The sequence below is a fragment of the Micromonospora sp. DT233 genome (assembly GCF_049841815.1).
In the GTDB taxonomy this organism is placed as follows: Bacteria; Actinomycetota; Actinomycetes; order Mycobacteriales; family Micromonosporaceae; genus Micromonospora.
Genome location: NZ_JBNCLB010000021.1, coordinates 13,979 through 34,430 on the forward strand (window position 1 = coordinate 13,979; position 20,452 = coordinate 34,430).

The window sequence follows — 20,452 nt, forward strand, 5'->3', positions numbered from 1 at the left end:
GGTGGGTGGTGGGCGGTGGGCGTCACGGGGCGACGGGGTGGCGTTGTCGGCGGCGATGCAGCCGGGCGCGGACGTCGGCGACGGCGTTGGGTAGCACCACGGAGGCGATGAGCAGGCCGCCGGTGACGATGGTCAGCGCGTTGGCGTCCACGTCGGCCAGTTGCAGCGCGTTGCGCAGCACGCCGAGCAGCAGCACGCCGGCCAGCACGCCGGGCAGGGCGCCCCGACCGCCGAAGATCGAGACCCCGCCGAGCAGCACGGCGGTGACCACGGTCAGCTCCAACCCGGTGGCGTTGTCGCCCCGGGCGCTGGCGTAGCGCAGCGTCCAGAAGAGGCCGACCAGTCCGCAGACCGCGCCGGAGACCACGAAGAGCCAGAACTTCGTCCGGGCCACCGAGACGCCGGTGAAGGTGGCGGCCTGGTCGTTGTTGCCCATGGCGTAGAGCGCCCGACCGGCGGCGGTGGCGTGCAGCACGACGCCGAAGGCGACCGCGAGCGCCAGCACCGCGACCAGCACCACCGGGACCGAGGTGCCGGGGATGGTGCGCAGCACGGCGGCGGTCCAGTCGGCCGGGAAGTCCGCCACCGCCTGGTCACCGAGGACCACGAAGGAGAGCCCCCGGTAGAGGGCCAGGGTGCCGATGGTGACCGCCAGCGACGGCAGCCCGAAGCCGGTGACGAAGAGGCCGTTCACCGCCCCGAGCGCCGCGCCGGTCAGCACCACCACGACGCAGATCAGCTCCAGCGACAGCCCGCTGGTCAGCCAGAGCTGCCCCATCAGGGTGCTGCAGAGCCCCACCGTGCTGGCCACCGAGAGGTCGATCTCGCCGGTGATCACGATGAGCGTCATGGGCAGCGCGAGGAACGCCAGCGGCACCAGGTCGAGCAGCAGGAACTGCGCGTTGCGGCCGGTGGCGAAGTTCTCCACGGTCAGGCCGGCGACCAGCACGGCCGCCGCGAGCGCGGCGATGATCACCGCGTCCCAGGAGGCCAGCAGCCCGCGCAGGGTGGCCAGCGGGCCCGCCTCGGCCTCGACCCCGGCCTCGGCGTCGCCGGTGGGCGGGGCGGCGTAGAGGCTGTCATGCGCCATGGGCGCTCCTTGATCGCAGGCGGGCCGCCACCCGCAGGGCCAGCAGCCGGTCCAGCCCGATGGCGGCGAGGATGAGCGCGCCGACCACGGCCTGCTGCCAGAACGGGTCGATGCGCAGCACGGCCAGCGAGCTGCCGATCGTGGTCAACAGCACCGCGCCGAGGGCCGCGCCCCAGGCGCTGCCGCTCCCGCCGAAGATCGCCACCCCGCCGACCACGGCGGCGGCGACGACCTGGAGTTCCAGGCCGGTGCCGGCGGCGGCGTCGAGGGTGCCGAAGCGGGCGGCGTAGAGCACCCCGGCGAGGCCGGCGAGGGCGCCGTTGGCGACGAAGACGGCGAAGACCCGCCGCCCCACCGGGATGCCGGAGAGCCGGGCGGCGGCCGGCTCGGAGCCGATCGCGTAGAGCTCCCGGCCGCTGCGGTAGGAGCTCAGGTAGAACCCGACGGCGGCGACGACGACCAGCGCGACGAGAAAGAGCACGGGCACGCCGAGCACCGTCTGGTTGCCCAGCCGCAGGAACGACGCGGGCATGTCGGCGGCGTTGATCTGCCGGCCGGACGCCCACTGGTAGTCGATGCCGCGGAAGGCGTAGAGGGTGCCCAGGGTGATGACCAGGGCGGGCACCCGGGCCACCGCGATCAGGCCGCCGTTGACCGCCCCGCAGAGCGCGCCCAGCGCGACGCCCAGGGCCAGCGCCACCGGCCACGGGGTGCCGGGCGCGGCGAGGAAGAGCGAGCCGGTGGCGAAGGCGACCAGGCCCAGGATCGAGCCGACCGAGAGGTCGACGTTGCGGGTGACGATGACGAGGGTCTGGCCGACCGCCAGGATCACCAGGATCGCGCAGCCCAGCAGCAGGTCCTTGACGCTCTGCGCGCCGAGGAAGCGGTCGTTGCGCGCGACGGTCACCGCGACCAGCGCGCCGAGGGCGAGCAGCAGGCTCAGCTCGCGTACGGCCAGCAGCCGCTCGGCCAGCCTCCGGCGCTGCCGGTCGGGGCCGGCCGGGGCGCCCTTGGTGGGCGGCGCGGGCGCGTCGGTGTCGGTGCGGCTCATGCGCCCACCCGCTGACCGGTGGCGGCGAGCATGACGGTGTTCTCGTCCGCCTCGGCGCGGGGCAGCTCGCGGACCAGCCGCCCCTCGCGCATCACCAGGACCCGGTCGGCCATGCCGAGCACCTCGGGCAGCTCGCTGCTGATCATCAGGATGGCCAGCCCCTCGCCGGCCAGCTCCGTCAGCAGCCGGTGCACCTCGGCCTTGGTGCCGATGTCGATGCCCCGGGTCGGCTCGTCGACGATCAGCACCCGGGGCTCGGTGGCCAGCCACTTGGCCAGCACGACCTTCTGCTGGTTGCCGCCCGACAGGGTCGCCACGGACGCGCTCAGCCGGGCGGCCTTGACCCGCAGCCGCCGGGTCCAGGTGTGGGCCTCGGCGCGTTCCGCGCCGCCGAGCAGCAGCCCCAGCCGGCTCAGCGCCCGGCGGCGGGCCAGGGTGGCGTTGCGCTGCACCGACAGCTCCATCACCAGCCCTTGCTGCCGGCGGTCCTCGGGGACCAGCGCCATCCCGGCGGCGATGGCCCGGCCCGGCCGCCCGGCGGGGACGGCCCGCCCGGCCACCAGCACCTCGCCGGCGTCGTAGCGGTCGACGCCGAAGACGGCGCGGGCGACCTCGCTGCGACCGGCGCCGACCAGCCCGGCGAGCGCGACGATCTCCCCGCCCCGCACTGTGAACGACACGTCGGTGAAGACCCCCGCCCGGGTCAGCCCACGGACCTCCAGCAGGGTGTCGCGCGGCCGGGCGGCCCGCTTGGGGTAGAGCGCGGAGACGTCCCGGCCGACCATCCGCCGCACCACCTCCTCGACGCCCACGTCGGCGGCCGGGTCGGTGGAGACCCACGCGCCGTCGCGCAGCACGGTGATCCGGTGGCACAGGTCGAAGACCTCGTCGAAGCGGTGCGAGATGAACAGCACCGCCGCGCCGCGCGCGCAGAGCGACCGGGCGACGGCGAAGAGCCGTTCGACCTCCACCCCGGAGAGCGCGGCGGTGGGCTCGTCCATGACCAGGACCCGGGCGTCGAAGGAGATCGCCTTGGCGATCTCGACGAGTTGCTGGTCGGCGATGGAGAGCCCCCGGGCCGGGCGGGCCGGGTCGATCCGCACGCCCAGCCGGGCGAAGAGCCGCTCGGCGTCGCGGTGCATCGCTGTGGTGTCGATGCGGCGCAGGCCGCGCAGCGGTTGCCGGCCCATGAAGATGTTCTCGGCCACGGAGAGGTCGGGGAAGAGCGTCGGCTCCTGGTGGATCACCGCGATGCCGGCGGCCCGCGCGTCGGCGGGGTCGCGCAGCCGCAGCGGCCGACCGTCCATGGTGATCGTGCCGGAGTCGGGCGGGTGCGCGCCGGCCAGGATCTTGACCAGGGTGGACTTGCCCGCCCCGTTCTCACCGACCAGGGCGTGTGCCTCGCCGGGGTGCAGCGCGAGGCGCACCCCGCGCAGCGCGGCGACGGCCCCAAAGGACTTCGTCACGCCGTCGAGCACCAGCAGCGCGGCGCCGTCCCGGCCGGGCGCGTCGGCGGTCATCCGACCCCCTCCTGAATCGTTTCATACCTCGTGCATGGACCGTAGGGGCAGTCGTTCTTGAGCGTCAAGGGGTTCGATGATTTCCGCGCCGTCGCCGCGCGCCGCGCCCGGTCGGTCGCCGGGGCGGGTGCCGGCCGCGTGGATGAAACGTTTTACCCGCTATAGACTGCCGGGGCGACCTGGTCGGACGTCGTGCGCGTGTGCTCGCTAGAGCGCACTGAAAGGTAACGGAGTCATGGCAGCGGCGAACATCAAGGAGGTCGCCCGGCACGCCGGGGTCTCCCTGGGCACGGTGAGCAACGTGCTCAACCGCCCCGACACGGTCGCCCCCGCCACCCGGCAGCGGGTGCTCGACGCCATCACCACCCTCGGCTACGTCCGCAACGACTCGGCGCGGCAACTGCGCGCCGGGCACAGCCGCACCGTCGCCATCGTCGTGCTCGACGTGGCCAACCCGTTCTTCACCGACGTGGTGCGCGGCGCGGAGCAGGTGATCGAGGCGGCCGACGCCATGCTCGTGGTCTGCAACAGCGGCGAGGACGGCGCCCGCGAGCGCCGCCACCTGGAGCTGCTGGAGGAGCAGCGGGTACGCGGGGTCCTGATCACCCCGGTCGGCCACGGCCCCCAGCCCAACCTGGACAAGCTCGTCGACCGGGGCATCCCGGTGGTGCTGGTGGACCGGGGCGCGGGCAAGACCAACCGGTGCTCGGTGGCGGTCGACGACGTCCTCGGCGGCCGGCTCGCCATGGACCACCTGCTGGACCAGGGCCACCACCGCGTCGCGTACGTCGGCGGCCCGCCGGCCCTCGCCCAGGTCGCCGACCGGCACGCCGGGGCCGCCGCCGCGCTGGCCGACCGGGGCGGCGACGCCGAGCTGCGGGTGGCGGTGACCGGGAGCCTGACCGTCGCCGCCGGCCGGCGGGCCGCCCAGGAGCTGCTGGAATCCCCGGCCCGCCGCCGCCCCACGGCCGTCTTCTGCGCCAACGACCTGATCGCCCTCGGCGTGCTGCAGGAGCTCACCGCGCGGGGCTTGCGGGTGCCCGACGACGTGGCGGTCGTCGGCTACGACGACATCGAGTTCGCCGGGGCGGCGGCGGTGCCGCTGAGCTCGGTGCGCCAGCCCCGCGACCAGCTCGGCCGCACGGCGGCGCAACTGCTGCTGGAGGAGGCCGAGGCCGGTGCCGTGCACCGGCACCGGCACGTGGTCTTCCAGCCGGAGCTGGTCGTGCGCCGCTCCAGCGACCACCGGCGCCGCTGACGACACCGGCGCGGGTCAGGCCGCCGGGACCGCCGTGGCCCAGACGTCGGCGATGGACGGGTCGTGGTCGGCGTCGGTGTCCCGGAACCGCACCCGCACCACCCCGTCGGCGGTGGCGGCGGGGAGGTCGACGACGAACTGGTAGCTGACCGTGCCGCCGCCGGTGGCGGTGCGCCGCCACGACCGGGTCTGCGCCACCGTCCCGTCCACCACCACCTCGTAGGTCTTCAGTTGGGGTCCGTCGTAGGTCTCGATCGCCCGCAGCACGAACGGCTTGCCGGCCGGGACGGCGAGGTCGAACTCGAACCAGCCGTCGGGGTGGTCCAGGTTGGTGTAGCGGCGGGTCAGCCCCGCCTCCACGCTGGTCGCCGAGTGGGTCGACGCGGCCAGCCGGTGCGCCTGTTCGGACGCCGCGACGCCGAGGTCGACGTGGTCGGACGCCCCGGCCGGCGGGTTGGCGAGGCGTACGCCGATCGCGGCGGCCCGCCGCTCGGCCGCCGTGCCGCCGGTGGCGGCCGTGATCTGCGCCGACGACTCGGTCACCGAGACCGGCGCGGTCAGCACCGTCGAGACGGTGGCCTGCGCGCCGGCGGCGAGGTCGTAGCCGGTGCTGGGCGGCGCCACCCGCCAGCCGGCCGGGGCGGCGACGGTGAGCTGCCCGGTCGCCCGCACGGTGGCCCGGTTGCGCAGCACCGTGGCGACCGTCGTGGTCGCGCCCGGCGCGACCTCCGCCGGGCCCGGGGTGACCGAGACGACCTGCACGGCCGGCGCGACGGTGACCGTCCCCGAGACCGGCAGGGTGGCGGTGCCGCCGCGGCGGGTGTAGCCGGCCGAGCCCTCGACGGCCCCGCTGCCCACCGCCTGACCGGCGCCGACCCGCAGGTCGTAGCGGTGGCTGACGGTGCCGCCCGGCGCGACGGCGGTGGCCCGCTGCCCGACGGGGGTGACCGTCCAGCCGGCGGGGGCCCGCAGCGCGGTGGTCAGGTCGGCCAGCGGGTCCGCCCCGCTGTTGCTCACCGTCACGGTGGCGGCGACGACCTCGCCGGGCAGCCGCTCCCCCACCGGCAGGTCCAGCTTGACCACCGCCCCGACCAGCGCCGACGACGCCGCCGAGAGCCGCTGGTCGACGCGGGTGAACAGGGCCGCGAAGCGGTCGGCGTGGGCCTGGGTGAGGCGGCCCGCGGCGACCTCGGTGCGCAGCCAGCGGGCGGTGTCGGCGGCGATCGCCAGGGCCCGGTGCGCGCCGGCGGCGGCGGAGCCGGCGTTGCCCGCCACGTACGCCGTCCGCGCCGCCGTCGTCTCCGTGCCGAGCAGGCCGAGCCGCTGCCGCAGGTAGTCGGCCGTCGCCGGGCCCACCGCGTCGGCGAGCTCGTCGGTGAGCGCCCCCAGCTCCCGTACGGTGTCGCCGGCGTCGCCCAGGTCGCCGAGCGCGCGGTCGACGGCGAAGGCGTACGAGCCGGAACCGATCTCGTAGACGGCGACCGCGCCGTCCATTCGGACGAAGCGCACCCCGGTGGCCTGCTCCGCCGGCTTGCCGCCCTCGGTGACCGCGTTGCGCCCCGGGGCCGGCATCCGCACCGTGGCCGTGGTGTTCGCCGGCACGGTGAGCCGCAGCCGCATGTCGCCGCGCGCGTCGAGGTCCCAGTCGCTGACGATCGACCCGTACGCCGAGCGGTGCGTCGCCTTGGCCGAGGTGAGGCCGCCGCCGGGCTGCGGGGCGAAGACGATGTTCGACAGTCCCGGCTTGGCGGCGTCGGTCTGGATGCCGCCCAGGGTCCGGTACATCCAGTCGCCCACCGCGCCGTAGGCGTAGTGGTTGAAGGAGTTCATCGACACGTCGCCGAAGCTGCCGTCCGGCTTGATCGAGTCCCAGCGTTCCCAGATGGTGGTCGCGCCCTTGGCGATCTCGTAGCCCCACGAGGGGAAGGTGTCGTTGAGCAGCAGCCGGTAGGCGACGTCCAGGTGCCCGGTGGCGCTCAGCGCCGGCAGCAGGTCCGGGGTGCCGAGGAAGCCGGTGGAGAGGTGCCAGTCGTGGCGCTGCACGTTGGCGACCAGCTTGGCGGCGGCCTTGGCGCGCAGCGGGTCCGGCAGCAGGCCCATGCCGATGGCCACCACGTACGCGGTCTGGCTGTCGCCCTGCACGGTGCCGTCGGCCGAGACGTACGCGGTGACGAACGCCTGCGCGACGGTCTTGGCCAGCGCCGTGTAGCGGGTCGCGTCGGCGGTCCTGCCGATCGCGCCGGCCAGCTGCCCCAGCAGCCGCATCGTGTACGCGTAGTAGGCGGTGGCGAGCACGCCGCCCGGCGTCGGGTCCTGCAGGTTGAGCCAGTCGAGGTACGGCCCGCCGTTGGTGCGCAGGTTGCCCGAGCTGGTGCTCTCCAGCCAGGACGCGTACCGCGTCATCGAGGCGTAGTGCTCCTCGATGACCCGGGTGTCGCCGTAGCGCTGCCAGAGCGCGTACGGCACGGTGATCCCGGCGTCGGCCCACCCGGTCGCGCCGTCGCCGCAGCAGATCCGGGGCGCGACGTCGGGGTACGCGCCGTTGGCCGACTGCGCGTCGCGCAGGTCCTGCAACCACTTGGTGAGGAACGTCAGGCTCTCCATGTTGAACGTCGCGGTGTTGGCGAAGACGTTGATGTCGCCGGTCCAGCCGAGCCGCTCGTCGCGCGCCGGGGTGTCGGTCGGGATGGAGAGGAAGTTGCCCCGCTGACCCCAGGTGATGTTGCTGTGCAGCTTGTTCACCATCGCGTTGGAGGTGGTGAAGTCGCCGGTGAGCGCGCCGTCGGTGTGCATGACCAGGCCGGTGACGGTGGCCAGGGTCGGGGTGCCCGGGAAGCCGGTCAGCTCGACGTAGCGGAAGCCGTGGAAGGTGAACGTCGGCTGGTACGTCTCGGCCGCGCCACCGCGCAGCGTGTAGAAGTCGGTGGCCCGCGCGGAGCGCAGGTTGGCGGTGTAGGCGGTGCCGTCGGGGTTGAGCACCTCGGCGTGCCGGATGCGCACCCGCGTGCCGGCCGGGCCGGTGACCTTCAGCCGCACCTTGCCCACCATGTTCTGCCCGAGGTCGAAGATCCAGGTGCCGGGGGTGGGCTGGGTCAGCGCCTTGGCCGGCAGTTCCTGGGTGACCCGCACCGGCGGGTCGACCTGGGCGACGATCTTGTCGGTGGCGGCGACGGCGTCGACCGTGGCGGGCGACCAGGTGGTGTCGTCGAAGCCGGCCTGGTCCCAGCCGGCCGGCAGCCGGCGGGCGTCGTAGGTCTCGCCGTGGATCAGGTCGCTCTGCAGGAACGGCCCGGCCGTGACCTGCCACGAGCCGTCGGTGCCGACCGTCGCGCTGCGCCCGTCGGCGTAGTCGATCATCAGTTGGGCGCTCAGGTGCGGCCGGGAGCCGTAGTAGTCGGGCGGCAGCGAGGAGAGGCTGCCGGCGTACCAGCCGTCGCCGAGCAGCGCGCCGATGGCGTTGTCGCCCGAGCGGAGCTGGGCGGTCACGTCGTAGGTCTGGTACTGCACGCGCTTGGTGTAGTCGGTCCAGCCGGGCGCCAGCTCGTGGTTGCCGACCCGCTGGCCGTTGAGGGAGAGCTGGTAGACGCCGAGCGCGGTGGCGTAGATGCGGGCGCGGGCGACGGTGCCGTCGACCCGGAAGTCCCGGCGCAGCAGCGGGTTGGCGTCCAGCGCGACGAGCATGGCCTCGGTGTCGCCGGCCACCCGCAGCCCGGCGGAGGTGGGCGTGCCCGCCCCGAACGGGTTGCCGCCGTCGGTGAGCGGGGCCGCGAAGAGGGTGTCGCCGCCCCGGGTGACGGTGAAGTCGGAGAAGACCCCGGCCTCTTCCCCGGCGGTGCGCAGGCCGACCGAGCCGGCCCGGTGGGTGCCGTGGCGGGTGATGTCGACCTGAGTGTCGTCGACCCAGGTGGTGAAGGTGTCACCGGCGGCGGTGATGCGCAGGGTGTGCGGCGCGGTCAGCTTGTCGGCCGGCACCACCGCGCCGAGCGGCACCTCCTTGAGCACCGTCCAGGCGCCGTCGACCCGCACGTGCGGGCGCAGCTTGGCGCTGCCGCCGGTGATGGAGAACTGCCACATGTACGAGTTGACCGGGCCGCGCGCCCGCAGGTAGATCCCGGCGGCGTCGCGTTCCAGCCGCACGGTCGTGCGTACCGTGTAGTCGCTCCACGACTCGGTGGCCGGCGGCATGCCGATCCAGTCGGCCTGCCAGCCCGCGCCGCCGCGCACGCCGGTCTCCCAGCTCGCCGGGGTGCTCCACCCGGACTCGGTGCCCGTGGTGTCCCAGACCCGGACCTGCCAGAAGTACCGGGTGCGGGGGCGCAGCTGCGCGCCGGCGTACGGCACGAGGGTGCTCGCCCGGGAGGCGACCCGGCCGCTGTCCCAGGCGTCGGGGGTGGGCAGCCGGTCGACGCTGGTGGCGACGCGCACCTGGTAGTGCTGCTGGAGCGTGCCCCGGGTGGTGGACTCGAGCCGCCAGCCGAGGCGGGGGCGGGCCACGTCCAGCCCGATCGGGTCGGTGGCCCGCTCGGTGGTCAACCCGGTGACGGTCAGCGCGGCGGCGGCCGGCGCGGCGGCGGCCGGGCCCGGTGTCACCATCGGCGTCAGGCCGAGCAGCAGCACGAGGAGCGCGGAGGGTGCGGCACGCAGCCGCGTCGTGCGCATCATGGTGGTCCTCATCCCTGGGGGGCGGCGATCTCCGTCGGGTGGGTGGCGCGCGGGGCGGCGGCCGGGGACCGCCACGAGATGAATCGTTTCAGGCAGGCTACGCGCTCATGACCGCCACGTGAAGATGTAGACCGATGTCGATCGTCTCCCGCCGCCCGACCCCGCCGCGCCGCCGGGGTCGGCCCGGGCGGCGCGGCGGGGTCGGGGGTGGGCGGCTACCGCGTCACCGGCAGCAGCGCCCCGTACTGCGCGGTCACCTGGCTCGAAGGCCCCTCGGCCGCCCTGGAGAGCACGGCGGTGTGCGGGCAGTACGAGTGCCGCCAGGACGCGGCGCAGCTTCGGTGCGGACGAGGTCACGGCGACCCCGCCGTTCGCATTGGGACCGACCCGGCCACATGGCGACCGGGCCGGCACCGATCGCCCGTTGCCGGCCGCCGGGAACCGGCACCCGGTCGCGAACCGGTTGCCGCCCGGCGTCGCGGGGGCGCCTCCGCGCCGAGCGACGGCTGCCCCGACCCGGGACGTCCGGCCCGCCAGGCCGCCGACCGCTGAGAGGAAGCCGACACGCCGACCCGACATCTAGTGTTGCCACCTTGCCGCAGGCGGCATATATGGTGTTCACCGCAGCTGGTTCGGCCGCTCTGCCAAGAGCGGTCGAGGCAACAGGGAACCCGGTGGAAATCCGGGACTGCCCCGCAGCGGTGAGTGGGAACGACCGCCGTCATGAAGCACTGGGCCGCCCGGCCCGGGAAGCGACGGCCAGTAGGCGACCGGCACGTCCGGTGGTGCCCGCGAGTCCGAAGACCTGCCAGCGCGCCGCACGCGCCGCGTGCGGCGGTCGAAGGCCGCGCGGGACGGCCGACGCCAACGGCCGGCCGGTGCCGGCGGATGCGCCCCTGCGGGCGTCCGGTGGCGTCGCTCCCGCGCGTTCGTCGACCTGGGTCGACACGCCTCGGGAGGGGACATGACGACGACGCAGGAGCAGGTGGCGGCCGATCGGACGGCACCGGAGCAGCGCCGGCAGGCGATGCTGGTCCGCAAGCGCACCGGCGACACCGAGCCGGTCAACCTCGACAAGATCGTCCGGGCGGTGCGGCGGTGGGTCGCCGACCTGGACGAGGTGGACCCGTTGCGGGTCGCCACGAAGACGATCAGCGGCCTCTACGACGGGGCCACCACCGCCGAGCTGGCCAGGTTGTCGATCCAGACGGCGGCGGAGCTGATCGGCGAGGAGCCGCAGTACTCCCGGCTGGCGGCGCGGCTGCTGGCCGCGTACGTGGACAAGGAGGTCCGCGGTCAGGGCGTGGCCAGCTTCAGCCAGTCCATCCGGTACGCCCACGGCCTGGGCCTGATCGCCGACGACACCGCCGGGTTCGTGGCGCGGCACGCGCGCCTGCTGGACGACGCCGTGGACCCGGGCGGTGACCTGCGGTTCGAGTACTTCGGGCTGCGCACCGTCACCGACCGGTACCTGCTGCGCCACCCCGAGTCGCGGCTGGTGGTGGAGACGCCGCAGCACTGGCTGCTCCGGGTGGCCTGCGGGTTGTCCGAGACGCCCACCGAGGCGATCGGCTTCTACCGGCTGATGTCGTCGCTGGCGTACCTGCCCAGCTCGCCGACCCTGTTCAACTCGGGCACCCGGCACCCGCAGCTGTCGTCCTGCTTCCTGGTCGACTCGCCCCGCGACGAACTGGACTCGATCTACGAGCGGTACCACCAGGTGGCGCGGCTGTCGAAGTTCTCCGGCGGCATCGGCATCTCCTGGTCGCGGGTGCGCGGCCGAGGCGCGCTGATCCGGGGCACGAACGGCCGCTCGAACGGCATCGTCCCGTTCCTCAAGACCCTCGACGCCGGCGTCGCGGCGGTCAACCAGGGCGGCCGGCGCAAGGGGGCCGCCTGCGTCTACCTGGAGCCGTGGCACCCGGACATCGAGGAGTTCCTGGAACTGCGGGACAACACCGGCGAGGAGTCCCGGCGTACGCACAACCTGAACCTGGCCAACTGGATCCCCGACGAGTTCATGCGCCGGGTCGAGGCCGACGGCGACTGGTCGCTGATCGACCCCACCACCGCTCCGGAGCTGCCCGACCGCTACGGCGCGGACTTCGACGCCGCGTACCGGGCCGCCGAGAAGCGGGCGGTCCGCACCGTCAAGGCCCGCGACCTGTACGGGCGGATGATGCGCACCCTGGCGCAGACCGGCAACGGGTGGATGACGTTCAAGGACCCGTCGAACCGGCTCTCCAACCAGACCGGCACGCCGGGCAACACCATCCACCTCTCCAACCTCTGCACCGAGATCCTCGAGGTCAACGACGACACCGAGACCGCCGTGTGCAACCTGGGCTCGATCAACCTCGGTGCCCACCTGGGCGCCGACGGGGTCGACTGGGAGAAGCTGCGGGCCACCATCCGCACCTCGGTGGTCTTCCTCGACCGGGTGATCGACGTCAACTACTACCCGGCCGAGCAGGCCGCCGCCTCGAATCCGCGGTGGCGGCCGGTCGGGCTCGGCCTGATGGGCCTCCAGGACGCGTTCTTCACCCTGCGCCTGCCGTTCGACTCGGCCGAGGCGAAGGAGCTCTCCACCCGGGTGCAGGAGGAGATCCTCCTGACCGCCCTGGAGACCTCCGCCGGCCTGGCCGCGCGCCACGGCCCCCATCCGGCGTACGCCGAGACCCGCGCCGCCCGCGGTGAGCTGCACCCGCAGCTCTGGGGCGTCGAACCCACCCAGCGCGAGCGGTGGGACGCGCTGCGCGCGACGATCGCCGCCCACGGCCTGCGCAACTCGCTGCTGGTCGCGATCGCCCCGACCGCGACCATCGCCTCCATCGCCGGCTGTTACGAGTGCATCGAGCCGCAGGTGTCCAACCTGTTCAAACGCGAGACCATGTCCGGCGAGTTCCTCCAGGTCAACACCTACCTGGTCCGCGAGTTGAAGGCGCGCGGGCTGTGGACGCCGCGGATCCGGGAGCGGATCACCCGCGCCGAGGGCTCCGTGCAGGAGATCACCGAGCTCCCCGCCGACGTGCGGGAACTCTTCCGTACCGCGTGGGAACTTCCGCAGCGGGCACTGATCGACCTCGCCGCCGCTCGGGCGCCGTACGTCGACCAGTCGCAGTCGCTGAACCTGTTCATGAGCGCGCCCACCATCGGCAAGCTCTCCTCGATGTACCTGTACGCCTGGAAGTCCGGGCTGAAGACCACCTACTACCTGCGCTCGCGTCCCGCGACGCGCATCCAGCAGGCCACCGTCGCCGTCACCCCGGCCGCCGAGCCGGTCGTCGCCGTCGGCGGCGACGCCGAGGCGTCGGCCTGCTCCCTGGAAAACCCCGAGAGCTGCGAGGCCTGCCAGTGAGCACCGTCGACGAGACCCGTACCGCGCACACCACCGCCACCGGCGAGCGGCACCTGCTGCTCGACCCCGGCATGGACCTGACCCTGCGGCCGATGCGCTACCCGCACTTCTTCGACCGGTTCAAGGACGCCATCCGGAACACCTGGACTGTGGAGGAGGTCGACCTGCACTCCGACCTCGCCGACCTGGCCCGGCTCTCCCCCGCCGAGCAGCACCTGGTGTCCCGGCTGGTCGCGTTCTTCGCCACCGGCGACACCATCGTCGCGAACAACCTGGTGCTCAACCTGTACCAGCACGTCAACTCCCCGGAGGGGCGGCTCTACCTGTCCCGGCAACTGTTCGAGGAGGCCGTGCACGTCCAGTTCTACCTCAATCTTCTGGACAGCTACGTGCCCGACGAGAAGGAGCGGTTCGCGGCGTTCGCCGCCGTGGAGAACATCCCGTCGATCCGGCGCAAGGCGGAGTTCTGCTTCCGCTGGATCGACTCCATCCACGAGTTGCGCGAGCTGCGGACCCCCGATGACCGAAGAGCGTTCCTGCTCAACCTGATCTGCTTCGCCGCCTGCATCGAGGGGCTGTTCTTCTACGGGGCCTTCGCCTACGTCTACTACCTGCGCTCCCGGGGCCTGCTCAACGGCCTCGCCTCCGGCACCAACTGGGTGTTCCGCGACGAGTCCATGCACATGGCCTTCGCCTTCGACGTCGTCGACATCGTCCGGCGCCAGGAGCCGGACCTGTTCGACGACGACCTGGTCCGCCAGGTGCGGGACATGCTGGCCGAGGCGGTCGAGTGCGAGGTGCAGTTCGCCGAGGACCTCCTCGAACAGGGGGTGTCCGGGCTCTCCCTCGCCGACATGCGCGAGTACCTGCAACACGTGGCCGACCGCCGGCTCGCCCAACTCGGCATCGCACCGCTCTACGGCTCGACGAACCCGTTCGCGTTCATGGAGCTCCAGGACGTCCAGGAGCTGTCCAACTTCTTCGAGCGGCGGGTCTCCGCGTACCAGGTCGGGATAACCGGCACCGTCACCTTCGACGACGACTTCTGACCGGCAATCCAGGATCGACAGCTGGTTGCCACGACGGCTGCCGCACCGAGGGAGATGACTCAGAGGCATCTGTTCCGCGGTGACGTCGAAGTACTAGGTTGCAAGCTCCGGAATCCGTTCTCGGTCGGGGTGGCTGACGGGTGTCGCGTATGGAACAGGTCATCAGGGAGCTAAGCGCCCTGACGGTGGGCGTCGAGCGGGCGCTGGGCCACACGGCGGTTGCCGAGAGGCAGGCCCACGCGATAGCCACCCGGGCCGCGAGCGCCGGATATACCGCTGTTGGTGGTGGAGTCGCCCGGATATGTGCGGTTGTCGCCACCATCCAGGGCGGACTGGGCGGCCTTGCCGCTGGGGTCGGCGAAGCAACCACTGTCGCCAAAGCCTTCCCGCAGCTGGCCACAGCACAGGAGACCATCGCCGCGCTGACCTCGGTCCAGCAGCGCATCGCCAGCGTTCGCAGCACTGCCGCCGCGACCATCAGCCACGTCGACGACGCCAGACAACTCGTCAGCGAGGTCCTGCGCGGTGGAGAACCAGGCCCGCTGTTGCAGGCTCTCGACGGCGTCAAGCAGGTGCTGGTGCTGCTCGTACAACGCAGCGGTTCTGCCCAGCACGCCGCCGAGGCGGTGACCACCCAGGCCCGGCGGCTGGGATCATCGGGAGCAGCGACCGGGGCTGACCAGAAGCCACCGGTCAGCCCCGCCCCGGTGGACGAGCCCTCCCCTGTCGTGTCCGGCCGTGGGGAGAGATCCCCCGCCGAGTTGCCGCCATGGAGCAGACAGCCCACCGGGGCCGCCAAAGGCACACCGACCGGCCCTCGTACCAGGATCGGACCGAAGGTGGATGCCAGCAACCGGCGGGCGCTGGAGTTGGAGAACGAATGTGCCGACAGCGTGGCCGCCAAGGGGTACCTGGTACACCAAAACCCAACCCCGCAGGAGGTTGGCGAGGCCCGTGCCCGTACCGGCGACAGCGGCAACCCGGACAAGGACCCGGACTACCTCGTGGAAGGCCATGTCTTCGACTGCTACTCGCCAGCGGCGCGCACATCCGTGCGCAATCTCTGGAGCCAGGTCCGGGAAAAGATCGATGACGAGCAGAGCCAGCGGGTGGTGCTCAATCTCAATGATTGGAAGGGTGAGATGGGCGCGTTGCGACGTCAGTTCGACGACTGGCCGATCGACGGGCTGAAGGAACTGGTCGCGGTCAAACCCGACGGTACGATCCAAGAGATCATCCGTCGAGACTGAGAAGGGGCCGACATGGGCGTCGAGTTCCGGCTGATCCTGGCCGGTGATCCTGCGGTCGAGGAGGTCGCCGCCCTGACCGCCCTCGACCCCCGCGAGAAGCCGCAGCCGGCGGCGAACCCGCGACTGTTCACCGCTCGCCTCTACGACCAACGCGGCTACGCCGTCACCGTCCGCGCCGGCACGCACGGCTACTACGAGGCCGAGTCAGATGGCGACTCCCGCTGGGAATGGGAACCCGAGACGTACGTCAACGTCACCTTCTCCATGCGCGCCGACGACCTGGCCGACAAGGGAATCCCCAACATGGCGACGGCAGTGGCCAGGGTGTTGGCCGGTCAGGGCGAGGACGCGGCCCTGATCCAGGACGGCAACCACCTTCTACTGACCCGTGCTGGCGGGATCGTCCGCATCCACCACGCCGACTGGTGGAACCACTACCGCCTGGCGCACCTCGTCACCGGCTGAATGCGACGTCTCGGTCCGATACCGGGCGCGCCCCGCGCCTACCCGACCGGCCGGCGTTGGGCGCGCGAGCCGCCGTACGCGGCGAGGGCGTGGAAGGCCGCCTTCGGCGTCCACCAGCCGTCCGGCAGCACCCGGACGATCCCGTGCGCGGCCAGGTCGAGGTCGCGCTCGGGTCGTCGGTGCTCGACAGGTGCCGGGCTACCAGGGGATGACCGTGGATCGGGCCGCCGCCCGGGCCTGGACCAACAAGAACGCCATCTACTGCCGCTGGCCGCACCGGGCGGCGCTGGGCGTCGCGGCGTCCGCGCCGTGCCCGACAAGGTGCTGGTCGAGATCGTCGATGAGGTCTTCCTGCCGCTCGTACACGGGCACGCCTGAAGGTATGTCGCAGTCGCCACGAATCGACGGGCTCAAATTCCTACGATTTTCGATCCATACCAGAATCTTTGCGCCGGAACCGCCGGGACACACCAAGTTTTCGGCTCGTACTGTGATCGGCTGAGGTGATGTGCCGCAGTCGAGTCGTGTCCTAACGTCAGCACTCGTGCGTTTCCTTCACACCTCGGACTGGCACCTCGGTCGCCATCTGCACGGTCTCAGCCTGCACGATGCGCATCAGGCGTTCATCGATCATCTGGTCGACGTGGCGCGTGACGAACAGGTTGATGCCGTGCTCATCGCCGGCGATCTCTACGACCGAGCGGTGCCTCCACCCGATGCGGTCGGTCTGTGGGATCAGGCACAGACCCGGCTCGCACTGGAGGCGGAGACGCAGGTGATCGCCATTGCCGGCAACCATGATTCGCCGGCCCGGCTGGGAGTCGGTTCCCGGTTGTTGGAGCGGGCCGGTGTCCACGTGCGGGTGGGCACGGGTGCCGTGGGTACGCCGGTGATCTTCGAGGACGAGAGCACCAGGATCGCGTGTTACCCGATACCGTTTCTCGAACCGGCCTCGGCGGTGACCGCCTGGGGAGTTGAGGATCGCAGCCACGCCGCAGCCCTGCGTGCCGCCATGGGACGGGTCCGGTCGGATCTGGTTACCCGTCGCGGCCATCGGTCCGTCGTGATGGCGCACGCCTTCGTCTCCGGCGGGCAGTCCTGCGACACCGAGCGGGACATCAGCGTGGGTGGGGTACAGCATGTGCCCGGCGCGACGTTCGAGGGCGTCGACTATGTCGCGCTCGGTCACCTGCACGGGCGGCAACGGCTGGCCGACGGGTTGCGGTACAGCGGTTCACCGCTGCCCTTCAGCTTCTCCGAGGCCGCGCACGTCAAATCGTCCTACCTGGTGGATCTCGGTGTCGACGGGCTGCGCGGTGTCGAGGAGATCCCTGCCCCGGTGCCGAGGCGGATGGCCCGGCTCGCCGGCACCGTCGAGGAGTTGCTGACCAGCCCGACCTACCGGGCCGACGAGCAGTGTTGGGTCGAGGCGACGCTGACCGACAGCGTCCGACCCATGGCACCGCACGATCGGCTCAAGCGCCGGTTCCCACACCTGCTGAAGCTCGTCGTGCCGAGCCTGGCCGCCGACCTGGACAGCCGCGACGTCGCCGAACTCGACCGACTCTCCCCGGTCGAATTGACCCTCGACTTCGTCGCCCAGGTACGCGGCCGGCCCGCCGACGGCGATGAGACGGCGCTGCTGCAACACGCCTACGACGAGCTGCGCCGGCTGGAGGCGACCCGCTGATGCGACTTCACCGGCTGACCCTGACCGCGTTCGGGCCGTTCCCCCAGACGGTCGTTGTCGATTTCGAGAAGCTCACGGCCGATGGCCTGTTCCTGATCCACGGCGACACCGGCGCTGGCAAGACAACCGTTCTGGACGGGATCTGCTTCGCCCTGTACGGAGCCGTGCCCGGCTCGCGGGACGACGCCAGGTCTCTGCACTCCCAGCACGCCGTCGCCGGCCTCGGCCCACGTGTCGACCTGGATGTCACCCTGACCAACCGGCGGCTGTTGATCACCCGTACCCCGGAATGGGTCCGTCCCCGGAAACGCGGCACCGGAACCACCCGCGAAACGGCACACGTCGAGATCATCGAGCAGCTACCGGATCGCACCCAGACGTTCGTCACCCGCGACCATCGAGAAGCCGCCGACTTGATCATGGCGGAGATCGGTCTCGACGTCCATCAGTTCTGCCAGGTGGTCCTGCTGCCCCAGGGCGGGTTCGCCAGATTCCTGCAGGCATCTCCCGACGAGCGGCAAGGACTCCTCCGCAGCCTCTTCGACATCGACATCTTCACTCGCGCCGAGCGTTGGCTGGCCGACCGTCGTACGCAACTCGGCCAACAGGAACGTGCGGCCCTCGGCACGATCCGCGACCTGACGCAGCGCTTCGCCGAGGTGGTCAAGGTGGCGGTGCCGACGGACCTCGACAGCCCCGACGTGTTGGCCGAACTGGACGCCTGGGCCGCTGCACACCGGGAACGGGTCGGCGAACTGGTGCAGACCCTGGCTCAGGGCGTGGCCGTGGCTGCGGCGCAGGAGAACCGCCTGGATCAGGTCCGGCAGGCCGCCGCGACGCTGGCCGGGCGCCAACGCGAGCACCGCGCCGCGGTTGCCCAGCGCGATGAGCTGATCAAACGTATGCCGGAGCGTGACGAGTGGAAACGCCGGCTCGACCTCGCTCGGGCGGCAGCGGCGCTGAAGCCGTACCTGGACCAGGTCGACCGCAGACGCGACCACCTCGACCTGCTCCGCCGGCAGACGATCGAACACCTCGCTTCCCTGCCCGCTGACGTGACGGTGCGGCCGGATCAGACGTCGTCGACCGCCCCCGAGAGGGCCGCAGTCCTCGACGTTGCCGATCTCGACCTCGACGCGCTGACCGACGCGGAACGATCCCGCACCGCACAACTGCACGCTGCCGAGAGCGCCCTCGGCAGCGAGAAGCGACGGACCACCCTGCTCCGCCAGCGGACGACGGTCAGCAAGAAGCTGGAGGATCTGGCCAGCCGGAGGGAGAAGGTCGACACCCAACTCGCCGAACTACCCGCCGAGCGTGCCGAGGTCGCGGCGCGGCACGAGCAGGCGCGGACGGTCGCCGCTGACCAGGCCGCCGCCGAACTACGCCTGGCCGAGGCGCAGAAGCAGGCCAAGGCGTGCAAACGGCGCGACGACCTCACGGGCCAACTCGCCACCGCCGAAGCGCAACGGCACGCCGCCATCGACCGCCACCAGGCGGCAGAGGCCCGGCATCTCGACGTACGGCAGCGGCGGCTGGCCGGGATGGCAGCGGAACTCGCCGGGGAGTTGCAGTCCGGAGAACCCTGCGGGGTCTGCGGTTCACCGGTTCACCCCGCCCCCGCCCGGGCCGCCGCCGACGCCGTCTCCGCCGCCGACGAGGAACGCGCCAAGGCTGCGACGAACGAACGGCTCAATGAGCGCCGCGCTGCCGAGATCGTCGTCGAGCGGACCACGTCCCAGCTCCAGGAGATCGCCGAAGCAGTCGGCGATCTGACCACGGCCCAGGCGAAGGCCACGGCGACCGAGAGCCGCAAGGCGGTTCGGATCGCGGCGGAGGCGGCGAAGCTGGCGGACGGGCTCCGTGTCCAACTGGAAACCCTCGACGTGCAGTTGGCTGATCACCACCGCGAGGCCGCCGACATCGGCCGAGAGGAGGCTGCCGCGACCAACCAACACGACACCCTTACTGCCCAGATCACCGATCTCGACGCCACCATCGACGCCGTTCGCGGCGAGGACAAGAGCCTGCAGTTGCGGATGACCCGGCTGTCCCAGGAGATCGCGGAGGTCAGGACCGCCGCGAGCAACCTCGGGCTGTGGCGACAGGCGGCAACCGAGCTCGCCGACGCCCACCGGGAGGCAGACCGGCACCTGCACCTGTCGGAGTTCGCCGACACGGCCACCGCGCGCGGCGCAGCCCTGACCGACCCTGAGGTGGCCACCCTGCAGGAGCGGATCGAGGTCTTCGACGGCGAGCACAGCAAGATCGCGGGACGGGCGCAGGACCCCGCTCTGCTCGCCGCCGCTCAGGAACCGGCGCCGGACGTCGAGGGCAGCGAAGAGGCCTACCAGGCCGCGCGACTACGGGCCACCGAACTACATGCCCAGCACGGGCTTGCCGTCGATCAGCACGATCGGCTGAAGCAGTTGGGCCCCGACCTGGCCAACGCCGTTGCCCTATGGCGGCCCGTCCACGCGGAGTACGCGACGGCCAACCGGATCGCCCAGCTCGTCGAGGGCAAGAGCAGCGACAGCAACACCCGGATGACCCTCTCCACGTACGTGCTGACCCATCGGTTCCGGCACGTCGTGACGGCCGCGAACACCCGTCTCGGGCAGGTCACCTCCCATCGCTATCTGTTGCGACACGTCACCGAGTCCGACACGGGCCGCCGGACCGGCCGGAGCGGGCTCGGCCTGTCGGTCATCGACTCCTGGACCGGCCAGGACCGCCGCCCGGCCACGTTGTCCGGTGGGGAGACCTTCCTGGTCTCGCTCTGCCTGGCGCTTGGCCTCAGCGATGTGGTCCTAGCCGAGGCGGGCGGTACGCAGCTCGGCAGTCTCTTCGTCGACGAGGGCTTCGGCAGCCTGGATCAGGAGGCCCTCGACCAGGTACTCGACGCGCTCGACGGTCTGCGCGCCGGCGGTCGTACCGTCGGGCTGGTCAGTCACGTCGCGGAACTGCGCAGGCGCATACCCTCCCGGCTGCACGTTCGCAAGACGACGACCGGCTCGTCCGTGACCGTCGAGGCCACCGCGCTGGAATGAGACCGGCTC

At 72.1% G+C, this 20,452-nt stretch carries 11 protein-coding genes, 1 pseudogene and 1 riboswitch; of the genes and pseudogenes, 8 read left to right on the forward strand and 4 right to left on the reverse strand.

Going from position 1 to position 20,452, the window contains the following annotated elements; genetic code table 11:
- Nucleotides 1-22 precede the first annotated feature (22 nt).
- Genes ACLQ2V_RS27075 through ACLQ2V_RS27085 form a run of 3 tightly spaced genes read right to left on the reverse strand, consistent with a single transcriptional unit; the run spans nt 23 to nt 3,661 of the window.
- Complete coding sequence (locus ACLQ2V_RS27075; RefSeq protein WP_425721411.1) at nt 23-1,090, reverse strand: ABC transporter permease; 1,068 nt, start codon at nt 1,088-1,090, stop codon at nt 23-25.
- Complete coding sequence (locus tag ACLQ2V_RS27080; RefSeq protein ID WP_425721412.1) at nt 1,080-2,141, reverse strand: ABC transporter permease; 1,062 nt, start codon at nt 2,139-2,141, stop codon at nt 1,080-1,082. Before ACLQ2V_RS27080 ends, ACLQ2V_RS27075 begins: the two co-directional genes overlap by 11 nt.
- On the reverse strand, nt 2,138-3,661 hold the full coding sequence (locus ACLQ2V_RS27085; protein WP_425721413.1) for a sugar ABC transporter ATP-binding protein: 1,524 nt from the start codon (nt 3,659-3,661) through the stop codon (nt 2,138-2,140). The genes ACLQ2V_RS27080 and ACLQ2V_RS27085 overlap by 4 nt, the downstream gene beginning before the upstream one ends.
- 235 nt (nt 3,662-3,896) lie before the next feature.
- On the opposite strand from ACLQ2V_RS27085, the gene ACLQ2V_RS27090 reads away from it, so the two are divergent.
- Complete coding sequence (locus ACLQ2V_RS27090) at nt 3,897-4,919, forward strand: LacI family DNA-binding transcriptional regulator (protein WP_425721414.1); 1,023 nt, start codon at nt 3,897-3,899, stop codon at nt 4,917-4,919.
- A 15-nt stretch (nt 4,920-4,934) separates the two neighbouring features.
- On the opposite strand, the gene ACLQ2V_RS27095 is transcribed toward ACLQ2V_RS27090, so the two are convergent.
- A complete protein-coding gene (locus ACLQ2V_RS27095) occupies nt 4,935-9,581 on the reverse strand; it encodes a family 78 glycoside hydrolase catalytic domain (protein ID WP_425721415.1) in 4,647 nt (1,548 codons plus the stop codon).
- Between the two features lie 611 nt (nt 9,582-10,192).
- A riboswitch (cobalamin riboswitch) is annotated at nt 10,193-10,407 on the forward strand.
- 138 nt (nt 10,408-10,545) lie between these two features.
- Between ACLQ2V_RS27095 and ACLQ2V_RS27100 the strand changes: the two genes are divergently transcribed.
- The 7 genes and pseudogenes from ACLQ2V_RS27100 (at nt 10,546) to ACLQ2V_RS27130 (ending at nt 20,443) form a co-directional block, all read left to right on the forward strand.
- Nucleotides 10,546-12,939 carry a ribonucleoside-diphosphate reductase subunit alpha gene (locus ACLQ2V_RS27100; RefSeq protein ID WP_425721416.1) on the forward strand — a complete coding sequence of 798 codons (2,394 nt, stop codon included), beginning with the start codon at nt 10,546-10,548 and terminating at the stop codon, nt 12,937-12,939.
- Nucleotides 12,936-13,988, forward strand: coding sequence for a ribonucleotide-diphosphate reductase subunit beta (locus ACLQ2V_RS27105; RefSeq protein ID WP_425721417.1), 1,053 nt, complete (start codon nt 12,936-12,938; stop codon nt 13,986-13,988). The genes ACLQ2V_RS27100 and ACLQ2V_RS27105 overlap by 4 nt, the downstream gene beginning before the upstream one ends.
- Before the next feature lie 149 nt (nt 13,989-14,137).
- Nucleotides 14,138-14,632, forward strand: a pseudogene (locus ACLQ2V_RS27110) (DUF6244 family protein); the annotation flags it as partial.
- A gap of 195 nt (nt 14,633-14,827) precedes the next feature.
- On the forward strand, nt 14,828-15,238 hold the full coding sequence (locus tag ACLQ2V_RS27115) for a hypothetical protein (RefSeq protein WP_425721441.1): 411 nt from the start codon (nt 14,828-14,830) through the stop codon (nt 15,236-15,238).
- Between the two features lie 12 nt (nt 15,239-15,250).
- On the forward strand, nt 15,251-15,703 hold the full coding sequence (locus tag ACLQ2V_RS27120; protein WP_425721418.1) for a SitI3 family protein: 453 nt from the start codon (nt 15,251-15,253) through the stop codon (nt 15,701-15,703).
- Nucleotides 15,704-16,211: 508 nt separating this feature from the next.
- Entirely contained in the window at nt 16,212-17,393 is a 1,182-nt protein-coding gene (locus ACLQ2V_RS27125; protein WP_425721419.1) for an exonuclease SbcCD subunit D, read from the forward strand.
- On the forward strand, nt 17,393-20,443 hold the full coding sequence (locus ACLQ2V_RS27130; protein ID WP_425721420.1) for an AAA family ATPase: 3,051 nt from the start codon (nt 17,393-17,395) through the stop codon (nt 20,441-20,443). The genes ACLQ2V_RS27125 and ACLQ2V_RS27130 overlap by 1 nt, the downstream gene beginning before the upstream one ends.
- The last annotated feature ends 9 nt before the right edge of the window (nt 20,444-20,452 follow it).

Bases quoted from the DNA above. Each gene is read 5' to 3' on its own strand.
- ACLQ2V_RS27075 (WP_425721411.1), bottom strand. From the start codon at position 1,090: ATGGCGCATGACAGCCTCTACGCCGCCCCGCCCACCGGCGACGCCGAG.
- ACLQ2V_RS27080 (WP_425721412.1), bottom strand. From the start codon at position 2,141: ATGAGCCGCACCGACACCGACGCGCCCGCGCCGCCCACCAAGGGCGCC.
- ACLQ2V_RS27085 (WP_425721413.1), bottom strand. From the start codon at position 3,661: ATGACCGCCGACGCGCCCGGCCGGGACGGCGCCGCGCTGCTGGTGCTC.
- ACLQ2V_RS27090 (WP_425721414.1), top strand. From the start codon at position 3,897: ATGGCAGCGGCGAACATCAAGGAGGTCGCCCGGCACGCCGGGGTCTCC.
- ACLQ2V_RS27095 (WP_425721415.1), bottom strand. From the start codon at position 9,581: ATGATGCGCACGACGCGGCTGCGTGCCGCACCCTCCGCGCTCCTCGTG.
- ACLQ2V_RS27100 (WP_425721416.1), top strand. From the start codon at position 10,546: ATGACGACGACGCAGGAGCAGGTGGCGGCCGATCGGACGGCACCGGAG.
- ACLQ2V_RS27120 (WP_425721418.1), top strand. From the start codon at position 15,251: ATGGGCGTCGAGTTCCGGCTGATCCTGGCCGGTGATCCTGCGGTCGAG.
- ACLQ2V_RS27130 (WP_425721420.1), top strand. From the start codon at position 17,393: ATGCGACTTCACCGGCTGACCCTGACCGCGTTCGGGCCGTTCCCCCAG.